Origin of the sequence: Flaviramulus multivorans, assembly GCF_021728415.1 — a bacterium.
Classification (GTDB): domain Bacteria; phylum Bacteroidota; class Bacteroidia; order Flavobacteriales; family Flavobacteriaceae; genus Sabulilitoribacter; species Sabulilitoribacter multivorans.
Window position 1 is genome coordinate 198930 of sequence record NZ_JAKKDV010000005.1, and the last position, 16591, is coordinate 215520.

At 32.9% G+C, this 16591-nt stretch carries 17 protein-coding genes; 10 read left to right on the top strand and 7 right to left on the bottom strand.

Going from position 1 to position 16591, the window contains the following annotated elements; all coding sequences use genetic code 11:
• Positions 1-62: 62 nt before the first annotated feature.
• Positions 63-1658 carry a transcription termination factor Rho gene (gene rho, locus L3X39_RS12380; protein ID WP_237232144.1) on the bottom strand — a complete coding sequence of 532 codons (1596 nt, stop codon included), beginning with the start codon at positions 1656-1658 and terminating at the stop codon, positions 63-65.
• A gap of 187 nt (positions 1659-1845) precedes the next feature.
• Here rho and L3X39_RS12385 point away from each other — a divergent pair, with 187 nt between their 5' ends.
• Entirely contained in the window at positions 1846-2256 is a 411-nt protein-coding gene (locus L3X39_RS12385) for a DUF4293 domain-containing protein (protein WP_237232146.1), read from the top strand.
• A gap of 150 nt (positions 2257-2406) precedes the next feature.
• On the opposite strand, the gene L3X39_RS12390 is transcribed toward L3X39_RS12385, so the two are convergent.
• Complete coding sequence (locus L3X39_RS12390; protein WP_237232148.1) at positions 2407-2904, bottom strand: metallophosphoesterase family protein; 498 nt, start codon at positions 2902-2904, stop codon at positions 2407-2409.
• 126 nt (positions 2905-3030) lie between these two features.
• Between L3X39_RS12390 and L3X39_RS12395 the strand changes: the two genes are divergently transcribed.
• From L3X39_RS12395 to L3X39_RS12405, 3 genes are all read left to right on the top strand, one after another.
• On the top strand, positions 3031-4185 hold the full coding sequence (locus L3X39_RS12395) for a hypothetical protein (RefSeq protein ID WP_237232150.1): 1155 nt from the start codon (positions 3031-3033) through the stop codon (positions 4183-4185).
• A 301-nt stretch (positions 4186-4486) separates the two neighbouring features.
• Entirely contained in the window at positions 4487-5236 is a 750-nt protein-coding gene (gene truA, locus L3X39_RS12400) for a tRNA pseudouridine(38-40) synthase TruA (protein ID WP_237232152.1), read from the top strand.
• The gene (locus tag L3X39_RS12405) at positions 5229-6995 is read left to right on the top strand and encodes an ABC transporter ATP-binding protein (RefSeq protein ID WP_237232154.1); all 1767 of its coding nucleotides are present in this window, start codon (positions 5229-5231) and stop codon (positions 6993-6995) included. The genes truA and L3X39_RS12405 overlap by 8 nt, the downstream gene beginning before the upstream one ends.
• Here L3X39_RS12405 and L3X39_RS12410 read toward each other — a convergent pair.
• The 5 genes from L3X39_RS12410 to folP are packed head-to-tail and all read right to left on the bottom strand — an operon-like array spanning position 6992 to position 10919.
• Positions 6992-7783, bottom strand: a complete 792-nt coding sequence (locus tag L3X39_RS12410) for a DUF3667 domain-containing protein (RefSeq protein ID WP_237232155.1) — start codon at positions 7781-7783, stop codon at positions 6992-6994. The genes L3X39_RS12405 and L3X39_RS12410 overlap by 4 nt on opposite strands.
• A gap of 1 nt (position 7784) precedes the next feature.
• On the bottom strand, positions 7785-8570 hold the full coding sequence (locus L3X39_RS12415; protein WP_237232156.1) for a DUF3667 domain-containing protein: 786 nt from the start codon (positions 8568-8570) through the stop codon (positions 7785-7787).
• Positions 8570-9355, bottom strand: coding sequence for a diadenylate cyclase (locus L3X39_RS12420; RefSeq protein ID WP_237232157.1), 786 nt, complete (start codon positions 9353-9355; stop codon positions 8570-8572). Before L3X39_RS12420 ends, L3X39_RS12415 begins: the two co-directional genes overlap by 1 nt.
• Positions 9356-9390: 35 nt before the next feature.
• Positions 9391-10083: a hypothetical protein gene (locus L3X39_RS12425; RefSeq protein WP_237232158.1), complete on the bottom strand. Its 693-nt coding sequence runs from the start codon at positions 10081-10083 to the stop codon at positions 9391-9393.
• 11 nt (positions 10084-10094) lie between these two features.
• Positions 10095-10919 carry a dihydropteroate synthase gene (gene folP, locus L3X39_RS12430; protein ID WP_237232159.1) on the bottom strand — a complete coding sequence of 275 codons (825 nt, stop codon included), beginning with the start codon at positions 10917-10919 and terminating at the stop codon, positions 10095-10097.
• A gap of 104 nt (positions 10920-11023) precedes the next feature.
• Between folP and L3X39_RS12435 the strand changes: the two genes are divergently transcribed.
• From L3X39_RS12435 to L3X39_RS12460, 6 genes are all read left to right on the top strand, one after another.
• Positions 11024-11560, top strand: a complete 537-nt coding sequence (locus L3X39_RS12435; RefSeq protein WP_237232160.1) for a DUF1599 domain-containing protein — start codon at positions 11024-11026, stop codon at positions 11558-11560.
• Position 11561: 1 nt separating this feature from the next.
• Complete coding sequence (locus tag L3X39_RS12440) at positions 11562-12875, top strand: BT_3928 family protein (RefSeq protein WP_237232162.1); 1314 nt, start codon at positions 11562-11564, stop codon at positions 12873-12875.
• Positions 12872-13948: an ABC transporter permease gene (locus L3X39_RS12445; protein ID WP_237232240.1), complete on the top strand. Its 1077-nt coding sequence runs from the start codon at positions 12872-12874 to the stop codon at positions 13946-13948. Before L3X39_RS12440 ends, L3X39_RS12445 begins: the two co-directional genes overlap by 4 nt.
• 2 nt (positions 13949-13950) lie before the next feature.
• Positions 13951-14454 (top strand): TlpA family protein disulfide reductase, encoded by a 504-nt coding sequence (locus L3X39_RS12450; RefSeq protein ID WP_237232164.1) that lies wholly within the window; start codon positions 13951-13953, stop codon positions 14452-14454.
• 144 nt (positions 14455-14598) lie between these two features.
• Positions 14599-15348 (top strand): triose-phosphate isomerase, encoded by a 750-nt coding sequence (tpiA, locus tag L3X39_RS12455; RefSeq protein WP_237232165.1) that lies wholly within the window; start codon positions 14599-14601, stop codon positions 15346-15348.
• Between the two features lie 154 nt (positions 15349-15502).
• Positions 15503-16579: a right-handed parallel beta-helix repeat-containing protein gene (locus tag L3X39_RS12460; protein ID WP_237232167.1), complete on the top strand. Its 1077-nt coding sequence runs from the start codon at positions 15503-15505 to the stop codon at positions 16577-16579.
• Positions 16580-16591: the final 12 nt, after the last annotated feature.

Consider the following 16591-nt stretch of genomic DNA (forward strand, 5'->3'; position numbering starts at 1 on the left):
TAAATAAAAAAAGCCTTAACATAAAAGTTAAGGCTTTTCAGTTTAATGTTTAGTTAGTCGCATTATCCATTCATGGATATTAAAAATTCTTCGTTGTTTCTTGTTTGTTTAAAGCGGTCGTTAATAAACTCCATAGCTTCAACAGGATTCATATCTGCAAGGTATTTACGCATTACCCACATACGTTGAATCGTATTGTCGTCCAATAATAAATCATCACGACGCGTACTTGAAGATGTTAAATCGATAGCAGGGAAAATTCTACGGTTCGATATTTTTCTATCTAATTGTAGTTCCATATTACCAGTTCCTTTAAATTCTTCAAAAATCACTTCGTCCATTTTAGAACCAGTTTCAGTAAGTGCCGTAGCAATAATGGTTAAAGAACCTCCATTTTCAATGTTACGAGCAGCACCAAAGAAACGCTTTGGTTTGTGTAGTGCATTCGCATCTACACCACCACTTAATATTTTACCAGATGCTGGTTGTACGGTATTATAAGCTCTCGCTAAACGCGTAATAGAGTCTAATAATATAACAACATCATGTCCGCATTCTACCAAACGTTTTGCTTTTTCTAAAACAATGTTTGCAATTTTTACGTGTTCGTGTGCTTCTTTATCAAAGGTAGAAGCAATTACTTCACCACGTACGTTACGTTGCATATCGGTAACCTCTTCAGGACGTTCATCAATTAATAAAATCATTTGATAAACCTCAGGATGGTTCGCCGCTATGGCATTAGCAACATCTTTAAGTAACATAGTTTTACCCGTTTTAGGTTGCGATACAATCATACCACGTTGCCCTTTTCCAATGGGAGAGAACAAATCCATAATTCGAGTAGAAATAGTACTTTGCTTTTCAGCAAGGGTAAATTTTTCTTTTGGGAATAAAGGTGTTAAATGCTCAAAAGACACGCGGTCTCTAACAACCTCGGGTTTCTGACCATTAATTTTACTCACTTTTATTAAAGGAAAATATTTTTCACCTTCTTTTGGAGGTCTTACATGACCTAAAACAGTATCACCCGTTTTTAAACCAAACAATCTAATTTGCGATTGCGATACATAAATATCATCAGGTGATGATAAATAGTTATAGTCCGATGAGCGTAAAAACCCATAACCATCTTGCATAATATCTAAAACACCTTCACTTTGTATAATGGCATCAAACTCATAATCAGGTTCGCGATAACGATTTCTGCTATCTTTATTTCCTGTATCTACATTACCATTTTTTTGGTTTTTATGCTGATTTTTTTGTGGGTTATTATGACTTCTCTGGTGAGGCTTTTGTTGGTTATCGTTTTGTGGCTTCGGAGCTTTATCCGCTTTGGGTGTATGCTCTTGTTTTTTTGCTGCTACTTCGTTAGCATCGTTTGCAGGAGCTGTTTCTTTTTGTTCAGGAGCTTTAGGAGCCGGTTTTTGTACACGTTGCCTTGGTACTCTTTGTTTCGGTTTTGGTTTAGTTTCAGTAGATTCAGCGGGAGCTACAACAGCTTTCACAGTACTTGGGTCTGCAGCTTGTTGGTCTAATATTTGGTAAACTAAGTCCTCTTTCTTTAATGAACGATATTTAGATACGTTCAATTTTTTTGCAATCTCTTGTAAATCAGAGAGCTTCTTCTCTTTTAGTTGTGAAATTTCAAACATTGATGTTTAATTGAATATTTTATTTTGAATACAATCTTGGTGTTATTCTGAAAAAAAAATGATTTTTATTCTGAAGATTAACCGCTTGTTATTGCGATTGTTGTGAATTATTACTGCAATTATACAACTTTATTTTATTTTTTTGCAGTAAATCTATTATTTTTGCGGTCTAGTTTTTAAAAAAAGTATGTTACAACGTATTCAAACTATATATTTATTATTAGCTGCTGGAGTTTCTGGCGGGCTAATCTATGTGTTTGAGTTGTGGCAAACCGAAGATGGTGTAAAAGTATTTGCAAACCATACCGATTATGTATTTGCAGCTTTTTTAACATCGGCGTTTTTTTCAATAGTTTCTATATTTCGTTACAAAAACAGGAAGTCTCAATTTATGTTGGGACGCCTTAACATCATATTAAACTTTTTTTTACTAGGATTTTTCGTGTATCAATCTCTAAATGTATCTGGAGAAACGGCGGTTTCTGAGAAAGGTATTGGGATGCTTCTCCCTATTGTTTCTATCGTGTTTTTGGCATTAGCCAATAAGGCCATCAAGAAGGATGAAGATCTTGTAAAATCTGTTGATAGATTGCGATAAACCTAACATCTTAGTAGTATTAGTGCGTTAAAACCCAAGGTGAAAGCTTTGGGTTTTTTTATACTGTCAGTTCGAGTGAATTTGCTTTTAAGCAAATTTGTATCGAGAACATAAAAAAGGATGCCGCTGCAATCCCTAACGCAAAACGTTTTAGTAACGTTTATCAAACTCAATAACTTCTAAATTGTCAATTTTGTTACCATCAATCGTAAAACGAAGCATGGTACGGGTTTTATGAAAACCGTGTTTACCAACAGCACCAGGGTTCATATGTAACAGGTTTAATTTTTTATCAGGCATCACTTTTAAAATATGCGAATGCCCACAAATAAACAGTTTTGGTGGGTTAGCTTTAATGGCGTCTCTCACGCGCATATTATAAGCATTGGGGTAGCCACCAATATGGGTTATCCAAACATCAACACCTTCGCACATAAAACGGTTGTTTTCAGGAAACTCTAAACGTATTTGTGAGTCGTCAATATTACCATAAACAGCGCGTAAAGGTTTTAGTTCTTTTATAGCATCGGTAACCTGTAAATCGCCAATATCGCCAGCATGCCAAACTTCATCGGCTTGTTTTACATACTTTAAAATATCGTTATCTATATAACCGTGTGTGTCTGAAAGCAGTAATATTTTTGTCATTTATGTAGTGTACAAATCTGTTTGTAAAGTTATTGATTATTGTTTTATTCTGCTGATGAATTTTTATTGATTTTGTCAGAAAAAAATGATAACTTCGATAACTTTACCTGCAAGCTGAAAAAACGAATGAAAAACAAAATACTGATTTTATTACTGACTTTATCATCAATAATTTGCTTTGGTCAGAACTCAAATGAAAATGTTCTATATGTTGTTGATTCTATTCCTTTAATAGAAGAACCTAAAGAAGGATTTGGAACATTAACGGAAAACGAAATTGATAATGTTGTTGTAGTAAAAGACACAAAAGTAATAGAATCTTCTGGCTATAAAGATTTGGATGGAATTATTTATGTTTTCACAAAAGAATATGTGAAAAGACCTGATAGCATAAAAGCAATTCCGACAACTAAATTAATGACCAAAAAAAATGGAACTTGGTATTTAAAAAATAGTTCAACACCATATTCAGGAAAATTTATTGACTATTATCTAACTGGAAAAAAACAAGGCGAGGGAATTTTGTATAACGGAAAACTAAAAGGTAAACGTCTGCTTTACCATTTAAGTGGAAATATATCTGACGAAATTGAATACGAGAACGGAATTTCAAATGGACTTGAACAAAGATTTTATGAAGATGGAACTTTAATGCAAGAAGGCAGTTTTGAGAACGGAAAGGAAACTGGAATTTGGAAAATGTATCATCCAAACGGACAATTAAAACAACGGACAAACTTTGTGAATGGAAAAATGGATGGAGAATCAATTTCGTATTACTCAACAGGAGAAATTAAAGGAAAAAACGTTTATAAAAATGGTGTTTATCAAAAGGATAAAATAAATGACAAACTTTTCAAGTTATACAACGAGTCTCAAGAATTGTACAAACAAGTAAACTATAAAGGAGCAATAAGGAAATTAGACAAAGCATTGGAATTGAAACCAAATTGGGCTGACGGATATTTTGCAAGAGCCACAATGAAATTAAATGATTTTCAGTTTGATGAAGCAATAGAAGATTTCAATAAAACTCTTGAGATTGAACCGTATTTTACAAATGCCTATTCGAATCGAGCTTTTGCTATTTTAAGAAAACACGAACTTGGAAATGGTCGGACTTTATCCAAATCCAAAGACATCCAAATAATCGCTTCAAAAGAAACTGAAATACCAGAATCGGATCTGACTAAAATTTGTGCGGATTTGAAAAAAGCTGTGTCACTTGGAGATGATAATTGGATGGTTTTAGAAGCATTAGAAAAACATTGTAAAGAATAAAGCCAATTGCCAACACCGTATATAATTTATTGCTAGTTCTAGTCTACTTACGAAAATCCTCGCGTTAGGGATTGAACGGCATGTTTGAACTCCCTGACGAAGGAAGGAGTGAGTAGTGAAAGCCCGACCTGGTTCCTGAACTTGTTCTAGGATAAAGGTAATGCCCAAGGTCTCGATACTATTCCGAAAAAATAGGACTAACTCGAAGTGGCAACACTTTTAATATTTAATTAAGATTCTGGAATGCGCTGAAATAACAAAACTGTCTATCTTTGTTGTTTCAATAAAAGTGTAAAACACCTTGCGATATTTTTTAGAACTTTCTTATAACGGTGCAGCGTATCATGGTTGGCAAAATCAACCTAATGCGGTATCAGTCCAAGAAGTATTAGAAAAAGCATTATCTACCTTGTTAGGAGAACCTATTGCTATTGTTGGCGCAGGACGTACCGATGCTGGCGTACATGCCACACAAATGTTTGCCCATTTTGATACGGATGTAAAGTTTAAGACTAAAAACTTTATTTTTAAACTGAATGCCTTTTTGCCTAACGATATTGGCATAAGAGATATTTTTAAAGTGAAGGCTGATGCACACGCTCGTTTTGATGCAATAAGTAGAACGTATTTGTACAGAGTAACGCTAGAAAAAGATGTGTTTACGTTTAATAATACCTATTATGTAAAACAGTCGCTGGATGTGGATGTAATGAATAAGGCTTCGAAAATATTATTTGACTATAAAGATTTTCAATGCTTTTCAAAAAGTAATACGGATGTAAAAACGTATTATTGTGATATAATGCAAGCGGAATGGTTTTTTAAAGATAACGAGCTACATTTTGTTATTAAAGCCAACCGATTTTTGCGAAACATGGTAAGAGCGGTTGTTGGTACCATGATTAATATTGGGTTGGGTAAACTGAGCATTGATGATTTACACACCATAATTAAATCTAAAAATAGGAGTGAAGCAGGATTTTCGGTTCCGGCGCACGCCTTGTATTTAACGAATATTGAATATCCTGAGGATATAAAAATACATGAGTGAAGTAAAAGAAAATATCTTTGATTTTAAGCTTTTTAAGCGTCTTTTTCAATATATAAAGCCTTACAAGTTTATTTTTGGTGGATTGTTAATCCTGGTAATATTACTTGCTATTTTTAGTGTTGCAACACCTAAAATAACCGAAATTGCTATTGACGATAGTATTACAAACCAAAAGGAACAGGGCTTTTTGTTTTACATTATGTTGATGCTTGCCGTTTTAATCTTGCAAACGGTTTTTCAGTTACTTTTTATCTATTACGCGGCTTGGTTAGGGCAAAATTTAGTGATGGATGTTCGTGTAAAGTTATTTGACCATTTACTGCGTTTTAAAATGAAGTATTATGATAATTCTTCGGTTGGTGTTCTTATAACCCGTGCTGTAACGGATATGGAACGTATTGCCGATATTTTTGGCGAAGGATTATTTATGATTTTTAGAGATTTGCTTACTATGGCTGTGGTTTTTGGCGTGATGCTTTATACCAACGTTAAGCTGAGTTTAATTGTTTTTGTGATGTTGCCGTTGCTATTGTACGCAACACGCTTGTTTCAAAAATACATGAAAAAGGCTTTTGAAGAAGTGCGTAATGAGGTTTCTAACCTAAACTCGTTTGTACAGGAACGATTAACGGGCATGAAGATATTACAGTTGTTTACGCGTGAAGATGTAGAATACAAAAAGTTTACCGTTATAAACGAGCGGCATAAAAAAGGATGGCTTAAAACGGTATGGTATAACTCTATTTTCTTCCCAATTGCCGATTTAGTGTCATCTCTTTGTATTGGTTTAGTAGCATGGTATGGTGGTTTAAACGTTATGGAAGGCACCGTTACCAAAGGAGTTTTAGTAGCCTTTATCATGTACATTCCTATGTTATTTAGACCATTAAGGCAAATTGCTGATAAGTTTAATACCTTACAAATGGGTATGGTAGCTGCCAATAGAGTTTTTAGAGTTTTAGATACTACCTCGCACATTGATGACAAAGGAACACACGTTGCAGAGTCGTTTAAAGGTCATATTAGGTTTGATAATGTGCATTTTAGTTATGTTGAAGACGAAGAAGTTTTAAAAGGCGTATCATTTGATGTAAATGTGGGTGAAACCATTGCTATTGTTGGAGCTACAGGTGCTGGGAAATCGACTATTATAAACTTATTAAATCGTTTTTACGAAATTAAAGACGGTGCTATTTTGGTGGACGGGATAAACATTAAAGACGTAACCTTGGCGTCATTACGTACGCAAATTGCGGTGGTATTACAGGATGTATTTTTGTTTGCAGATACCATTATGAATAATATTACACTAAATCAACCCGACATTACTGAAGCGCAGGTAACCCAAGCGGCTAAAGATATTGGCATTCATGATTTTATAATGAGTTTACCTAATGGATATCAATACAACGTAAAAGAACGCGGTGTGATGCTGTCTTCGGGTCAGCGACAACTTATTTCGTTTTTAAGGGCTTATGTTACCAACCCAAGTATTTTGGTGTTGGATGAAGCTACCTCGTCGGTTGATTCGTATTCTGAGCAACTTATTCAAAATGCTACAGAAAAAATAACCCAAGGACGAACCTCGATTGTTATTGCACACCGATTGGCAACTATTAAAAAAGCGGATAAAATTTTAGTAATGGATGCTGGAAAAATTGTGGAACAAGGAACGCATGATCAACTTCTGAAAAAGGAAAACGGGTACTACAAGAATTTATACGAAGTTCAGTTTTTACAAAACGAAGAGGTTGCTTAACCGCCTCTCGCAGCTCTTTGGGCTTCAATCATTTGTTCCATATCCCCATTTAAATACATAATTACCACAAAAGCAATTGTAACAATTATAAAAACTATTGCTAAAACAACTAAAAATAGAAGTGTTCTTAAAATGATATTTAGAAAGTTTAGTTGGTATAAGCGTTTTAAACAGAATGCAGAATACATTATCATTAAGGGTATAGAAACCATGCTAAAAACACCTTGTGAAACCCCAAAAACAGCAACGATAACACCAGTAATTCCTGTAAAAATAGATAGCTGTGCTTGGATATAAAGGAATACCACAACTAATTCCGTATAGTTGAACTTATTTAAACCAACAAAGGACACTCTAGCCATAATAGCATATAATGGAACATAGAGCATCATAACAATCGATTGATATTCTTGAACAAAGCTTACGTTTTTCTTTTGTAAATCTTCAGCACCGGGTGTCGTAAATGTTGAAAAATCGATAGACTCTGGAAAGAATTTATTTAATACCAATAAATATAAACCTGAAACGGTAAGTGCTAAACCAAAGTAACTAATTGGGTTCACATATTTTTTTCTAACGCCATCTATATAGGTCCCTATAACGTCTTCTGGCTTAGTGAATAATTTTATAAATGTTCTTAGTAGCTTATTGTCGTAATTAAAAAAGGTTTCACTAATATGTTCAAACAGATTTTTTAAGGTTAATCTATTTCTAATTACTTTGCCACCACACGAATAACAAAACTCACTTTCTGGAGATAAGTCGGTATTACAATTTCTACAATTCATTCTACGCAATTAAAATTCCTATTATCAGCCCTAATAATAATGATATCGTTAAAAAAACGGCAGAAATAAATACCAAAATTATAAAAAAGCTACCAAGGGTTTCCAAATAACTAGTATTAAAAACACGCTTTAATACATAGTAAAAATATATAAAGTTTACTATGGTTATAAGGCCTGTAATAAGCATAAAGTTAATGCCAAAACATAAAAAAAGTATTGTAATTATAGCTGTAACAATAACAATTTGAGCAGAATAATATAGATTAATTATTATATGCTCAGTGAAGTTAAAACGTCTGTTACCAATAATAAAATACGTTAACCACGTAGCTATTGCTGAAAAAGGAACCGATAAAATATAAATTAAACTTTGATAGTTATTAACCTCTTCATAACTGAAGTTTTGGGGCGAAAACGGATTTTTATCTTGATTTGGAAAATTTTCAAGAGTGTTACCAAAAGGCATATCAATATTATAAGCATCCTTAAAAAAGGTGTTCATTAAAAATATTTGAAACCCCACTAAGGTTAATGAAATGGCAAAATATTGAATGACGTTGATGTATTTTTTCCGAGTACCGTTTATAAAACTAATTATAACTTCTTCAGGCTTAGTAAACAGAAGTTTGAATGTTTGAAAAAGCTTATTATCATAATTGAAAAACTGGCTATTAATATCTTGAAAAATACTTTTAAGCGTAAGCCTGTTTTTAATCACTTTTGCACCACACTCAAAACAATATTTTTGAGTATCAAGTAATTTAGTATCACAGTTTTTACATGTCATTAAACCAAATCCTTTTTTATCATTAAATTAAGTTGATTGGTGTCTTCAAAAACTACAAATTCACCATCTTTAAAATAAGAAATATGCCCCGTTTCCTCACTTACAACTAAAGCTAGAGCATCCGTTTTTTCAGTGATACCAATGGCTGCACGGTGTCGTAAACCAAACCGTTGCGGAATGGTTTTTTCGTTATTAACTGGAAGAATAACCCTTGTTGCTTTTACAATATTGTTGCTTACTATAATGGCGCCATCGTGTAACGGACTATTTTTAAAAAAGATACTCTCTATAATGGGTTGGGTAACTTTTATATTCATTTCATCACCCGATGAGGCTAAGAAATCAAGGTTATTGTTGCGTTCAAAAACAATAAGCGCTCCCGTTTTAGACATACTCATTTTATTACATGCCGACATGATAGCATCTACATCGGTTTCACTTTCACCTTCCGTTTTTAAGAAACTAAATTGTTTTAAAAATTTTCGTCGCCTATTAAAATTGGTCGATCCTACCATGAGTAAAAACTTCCGTATTTCTGGTTGGAACACCACTATTAAGGCTATAATTCCCACTTTCATAAAGCCACCAAAAATACCAGTAAGAAGTTCCATTTCTAGAAAACTGGTGAGTTTCCACACTAAATAGATAATGATGATGCCTATAAAAATATTGATAGCAACAGTGCCTTTAACCAGTTTGTAAATGTAGTAGAGTAGTAGTGCTACTAAAATAACATCGATAATATCTACAACCGAGAATTTTAAAAGGTCTTTAAAGATTTCCAAAGGCTAGTGGTTTTGGTAAATTTAGTAAAATATGGTTAAAATAAAACGAATTCTTCCTTCCATATAATTATATTTTCTAAATCTATTTTTGATAATGTCGATTTTACAGAAATGTAATCTTGAAATAATAAGTTGTTCTGAAAGGACAGTATTATTTTACCATAGTATTCTTTTTTTAAGTGGTTTTCAAGCTCTGAAACGCTTATTTCAGATAAATTTAAAACCTCTAAAGGATTAATCCTATTGGCGTATAAATCTTGTATTAAAAGTGTTCCATTTGATTTAAACTCCAAAAGTAACATTGGTTCTTTTGGTATAACCGATGCAATTATTTTTGGATAATTTGCTTCAATATTATATTTAGTATTTGTAAACTCAACAAATCCTAAATCGTTTCTATTGGTATCATGACAAGTAAAATAGTTTTTAGCATTTTCATTTTTATGACCTGCGTTTTGCTTTTTTTCTTGTAAAAATTTAATATGAGGAATCACTTGTTTTAAAGTCAATCGTTTATCAACATTTACTAACCAATTAGTAGTGCTGATGAGGTTTTTTCTGTTGAGCTCTACACTATCTTTTTGAGTTTCATCATAAAACAAATAAGCGGCAGATACATCATGTACTTCAGTAATTTGAGAATGATTGATTTCAGGTAATTCAATCACTTTTTTATTTCCGCAGGAAAAAACAAAACTTACTATCAATAACAAAATTATTCGTTTCATAAACTTGATAACTAACAACTTAACGACTCAACTAATTTTATACACTCCATAGCTTCTTTTACATCATGAACTCGTAAAATGGAAGCGCCTTTTTGTAACGCCACAGTATTTAAAACTGAAGTACCATTTAGTGCTTCTTTTGCTGTGGTCTCCAATGTTTTATAAATCATTGATTTTCTTGAAACCCCAACTAACAAAGGTTTTTCAATCATTTTAAAAAGTTCTAATTTATTTAAAAGCTCAAAGTTTTGCTCGGTAGTTTTTGCAAAACCAAACCCTGGATCAATAATCATATCAACAATTCCTAAAGCTTTTGCAGCAGTGATGCGTTCGGAAAAATAAAACAACACATCTTTTACTACATTTTCGTAGTCCGTTTTTTGTTGCATCGTTTGAGGGTTTCCACGCATGTGCATCATAATATATGGTACGTGTAAACTTGCAATGGTTGGCAACATATTATCATCTAATTTTCCAGCGGATATATCATTAACCATAGCCGCTCCAGCTTCAATACATTGTTTTGCTACCTCGCTTCTAAAGGTGTCAATGGAAAGTAATATCTCTGGAAACTGCTTTAGAATAAGGTTTACAATGGGTGTAATTCGCTTTAACTCTTCATCTTCACTAACTGGGTCTGCATTAGGGCGAGAACTATAGGCACCAACATCAATAAAAGTTGCACCTGCGTTTAACAAGTTTTCAACGTGAACAAGAATGTCTTTTTCGTTTTTATGCTGACCGCCATCGTAAAACGAATCGGGAGTAATGTTTAAAATTCCCATCACTTTAGGTGATGATAAATCAATAAGTCGGCCTTTACAATTAATTGTCATTCATACTGTTTTGCAAGGTGTTTGTACATAGTTTAAAACTTTAAACCATAAACCTTGAAGGTTTTAATTATTTATGCGAAATTTACGCAAAATTCAATTTATTTATGCAAGATACTTCAAAACAATACGATGCAGTAATAGATACTTGTAAAAGTTTGTTTGTTAAAAAAATGAGCGATTATGGTAGTGCGTGGAGAATATTACGATTACCATCGCTTACCGACCAAATTTTTATAAAAGCGCAGCGTATTAGAAGTCTTCAACAAAACGATGTTAGAAAAGTAGATGAAGGTGAGGTAAGTGAGTTTATAGGTATTATCAATTACTGCATTATGGCTTTAATACAGTTAGAAAAGGGTGTGGTTGAACAACCCGATTTATCGACTGAAGAAGCTACCGCTCTGTACGAAAAGCATGTGGCAATTACTAAAAAACTTATGGAAGATAAAAACCATGATTATGGTGAAGCGTGGCGCGATATGCGGGTAAGTAGTTTAACCGATTTAATTTTGCAAAAGTTGTTACGTGTGAAGCAAATTGAAGATAACCAAGGTAAAACATTAGTTAGTGAAGGTATTGATGCTAATTATCAAGACATGATTAATTATGCGGTTTTTGCAATAATCCATATAAATAATTAGTATGAAAATATTGGTCGCTATATCAAGAATATTAGTCGGTATTTTATTTATCATCTCAGGATTAATAAAATTAAACGACCCACTTGGATTTTCTTATAAACTACAAGAGTATTTTAGTTACGATGTATTAAACTTACCATTTTTAGAGCCTTACGCACTCGGAATTTCGGTATTGGTGGTTGTTTTTGAAGTTGTTTTAGGGGTGTTTTTAATCATTGGTTACAAACCAAAGTTTACAGTTTGGAGTCTGTTGCTCATGATTGTGTTTTTTACGTTTTTAACCTTTTATTCTGCCTATTTTGATAAAGTAAAAGATTGCGGATGTTTTGGAGACGCTTTAAAGCTAACGCCTTGGGAGAGTTTTACAAAAGACATCATTTTGTTATTTTTTATTCTGATTTTATTCATTGGAATAAAGCATATTAAACCAGTATTTACTAAGCTTCCAACAACAATATTAGCACTTTTAAGTTTTATTTTTTGTTTGTGGTTTGGGTACCATGTGCTTGAGCATTTACCTGTAAAAGATTTTAGGGCTTATAAAATTGGTGCGAATATACAAGAAGGTATGACCGTTCCTGACGATGCGCCTAAGCCAGTAATTGAATATTATTGGAAATTTAATGTGAATGGTGAGGAAAAAGTAATTACTACAAATGGGTCTTATCCTTCAGTAGAAGGTGATTTTGTGAGTGTAGACACTAAGGTTATTGAAGAAGGTTACCAACCTCCAATCTACGATTTCTCAATAGAAGCAGCAGATGAAGATTTAACTGATTATTTTTTAAGTAAAGAAAACTTAATAGTTGTGGTTTCTTATAGTCTTGAAAAAATTGAAAAACATGGAGCTTTAAAATTAAAGGCGCTACAAGATAAAGCAATAAGCAAAGGGTACGACATTATAGGTTTAACTGCATCAGGAGAACAAGCTAAAGAAAGTATAAACAAAACCTATAATCTGAGTTTTAACTGGTACTTATGTGATGAAAAAGCACTAAAAACTGTTGTGCGTTCAAATCCTGGGATTTTAGAGTTGGATAAAGGTACCGTGATGCAAAAAGTGCATTGGAATGATATTGAGGAGTTAAAGCTTCCTAAAGTTGAAAGACGAATTGAAACTAAAAAGGAACTTTCGGAAGTTGGATATTTTATTAATGGTGAAGCTTCTACAAAAGAGGAGGTTGAGACACTTGATTCATCGAAAATAGAAAGTGTTAATGTTATAAAGGATTCAATACGACTTAAAGAAATTAACTTAGAAAATAATACAGTTTACACTGGTATTGTTGAAGTTATTTTAAAACCAGAAAACTGATTAGCTACTTACTAAATAAAATCGCTTACGCTTTACTCACATTATTTGGAGTAGTTACTGTTATCTTCTTTTTATTTAATGTGCTTCCGGGGGATCCTGCTAGAATGATGTTAGGTCAAAACGAAGATAGTGAGCAACTGGCACTAATTAAGCAGAAATACGGATTCGACAAACCCATAAGTACTCAATTTTTGTATTATTTAAATGATTTGTCACCACTTTCATTTCATTCAAAAAATATAGAAGACTACACTTTTTTAAGCGAGGATAAATACAGTGCTACGAAATTGTTCACTATAGGAAATACCAGCGCGGTTATAAAATACCCTTACCTAAGAGAATCGTTTACTAAACAAGGAAAAAAAGTAAGTCAGGTTTTAGCTGAAACATTACCAAATACCTTTGTTCTAGCTGTTGCAGCAATAACAATAGCCATTATTATTGGTATTCTTTTAGGGATAGTTTCAGCACTTTTTAAAGACCATTGGCTCGATAAAACTATTCAAATATTTAGTACACTAGGTATGAGTGTGCCATCATTTTTTAGCGCCATCTTATTCGCATGGTTTTTTGGGTATGTGCTTCATAAGTATACCAATTTAGAAATGACAGGAAGCCTATATGAACTTGACGATTTTGGAGAAGCGATGCATATTAAATGGAAAAATTTAATATTACCAGCGGTGGTTTTGGGTATTCGTCCGTTGGCAGTCGTTATTCAACTCATGCGAAATTCTCTGTTAGAAGTTTTTAATCAAGATTATATTAGAACTGCTATGGCGAAAGGTTTGAGTGAGTTTCAAATTATTAAAAGACACGCAGTAAAAAATGCTTTAAATCCTGTGGTTACAGCTATTTCAGGCTGGTTTGCCTCTATGTTGGCTGGAGCTGTTTTTGTTGAATATATTTTTGGATGGAATGGTTTAGGAAAGGAAATTGTTAATGCCTTAAACACCCTAGATTTGCCAGTAATAATGGGTTCTGTTTTAATTATTGCCGTATTATTTGTAATTATTAATATTTTAGTCGACATAATCTATGTCTGGTTAGATCCTAAAGTGAAACTAGAATAAATATGAAGAAAGTATATTGTATTATTCTATTGCTAATAAGTTTTTTTAGTTGTAACACAAAAACGCCTACTGCATTTACTGAAGAAGCATTATCTGAAGTAATAACAACGCCATCAGGCGAAACTATAACCTTAAAAAATGTACTGGAAGAATATAAAGGTAAAGTGGTATTGATTGACGTATGGGCTTCTTGGTGTCGTGATTGTCTTGTTGGTTTACCAAAAGTAAAAGCTTTACAAAATGAGTTTAAAAATGATGGCGTTGAGTTTGTTTTTTTATCGGTTGATAGAAACGTTGCTTCGTGGAAACGCAGTGTTCAGAAATATAATATTCAAGGCAATCATTACTTTATAAACTCTGGGCAAAAAGGTCCGTTTTCAGATTTTTTAAACTCCAATTGGATACCACGTTATATGGTGATTGATAAAGCGGGGAGCATTGAACTATTTAAAGCCAAAAATGCCGAGGATTCGAACATAGTAGAGTCTATTAAAAAATCTCTTTAATACCTTTTATTTTTACGAAAAATGTTGATAATTCAACAAAATTCAATCAAATTCTCATCAATTTATCCAGACGTAACCCTTAATTTTGTAACTGCTATTAGTTGCTAATTTTCAGCAAACTATAGCCCAATTAAATTTTATAAAATGAGAAAAAATATCGTAGCAGGAAACTGGAAAATGAATAACGATTTGGCACAAACACAATCGTTAATAACGGACTTGAAAAAGCAAACAAAAACTTCTAACGCTGAGGTTATGATTGCACCACCTTTTACCAATCTTTGGCATGCGTTTGAATCGCTTAGACAAGATGATATAGAAGTAGTAGCGCAAAACATGCATTTTGCATCTAATGGAGCATATACTGGTGAAGTAAGCGCAAGTATGTTAAAAAGTATTGGAGTACAAACCGTTATTTTAGGTCATAGTGAGCGTCGCGAATATTTTAATGAAACGGATGAATTACTAGCGAAAAAAGTAGATGCAGCTTTAGCTAAAGATATGCGTATTATTTTTTGTTTTGGAGAGGAATTAAAAGACAGAAAAAAGGGCTGGGAAGAGACCGTAGTTGGAAATCAGATTGAGAATGCTTTATTTCACTTGGAAGCATCAGCATTTCAAAATATTGTATTAGCGTATGAGCCTGTTTGGGCCATAGGAACGGGAGAAACAGCGACTCCAGAACAAGCTCAAGATATGCATGCATTCATCAGAAAAACAATTGCTAACAAGTATGGTAACGACATAGCAGATGAAGTATCTATACTTTATGGCGGAAGTGTAAAACCAAATAACGCAGAAGAAATTTTCTCTAAACCTGATGTAGACGGCGGTTTAATAGGAGGCGCATCATTAAATGCAAAAGATTTTTTTGCTATTGTAAATGCGTTTTAAATAAACAATTTTGCTATTCCTGCTCGGACAGGAATCAATTTTAAGGGTATTCCCTGATTTTTTATAAATCAAGGAATGCCCTTACTTTTTTTTCGGTAAGTGATAATACATTGCAATAAACAAATAGTATAAATCATTAAAACTCAAAAATATCATGAAAACATTACTCTTTTCTATTGCTTTTATCATAGCAATCTCAACACAATCACAAACTGTACATGTTGTGGATAATAATCAAGGTTCAGGAGCTCAATTCACGACTATACAGGCAGCTGTTGATGCTGCAACAGCAAACGATATTATTTATGTACAACCTTCGCCAAATAGCTACGGTAATATTCTTATGACTAAACCACTAAGTATTTATGGTATAGGTCATATTCCAGAATTAAACGCTGGTCAAGTTGCTTCAATAAGTGATATTTACTTTAGAAGCGGTAATGCTTCTGGGTCAAAGATATCGGGCTTATATATTAACAATATTTATTTGGACTTGACCACAGATAATAACCATGATGTAATAATAACAAACAATCGGATTGCTTATATAGGTGGTAACAGCTCAACTTCAAGAGCAAACAATGCTATTATTTCTGGTAATTATATAAGAAACGCTAATTTTAATGCAATAGATATTTATAGTTCCCAAAATTGGATAATCTCAAATAATATAATTGAGCAACCCAATACAAGTTCAACTTGGTCTACATTTAGTAGGTTCAATGCTTCAACAATTTTTAATAATAATATCATTTGGACTCGCCAAAACGGAGATGCTAATAATTCTATTCAATTATTTAATAATTGTAGTGGTACCCAAATAAGCAATAATATCTTTTTATTTAGGGGAACCAATGTTGAAAATATGAACCTTGGCAGTAATAATGCATTAACCTTTCAAAATAATTTAACCTATAGCTATAATTCAACCCTTGATGCATTATCTGGTACCAATATTGACAATTCAGATCCTCAATTTGTATCTTTCAACCCCAATGCGTCTTTAAACTCAACATCTAATGATTACCAAATTCAAGCTGGTTCACCAGCAGAAAATGCGGGGACTGATGGCAATGATTTAGGTGTTTATAATGGTAATTTTCCTTTCAATTTAAGAGGGTACCCCACAGAGTTACCATATTTAACCGATTTTGTAATTTATAACAATATTATAAGTGCTGGAACGCCATTAAATATTAATATAAAAGCGAACGCGAATATTAATAACTAATTAAAAACTGTA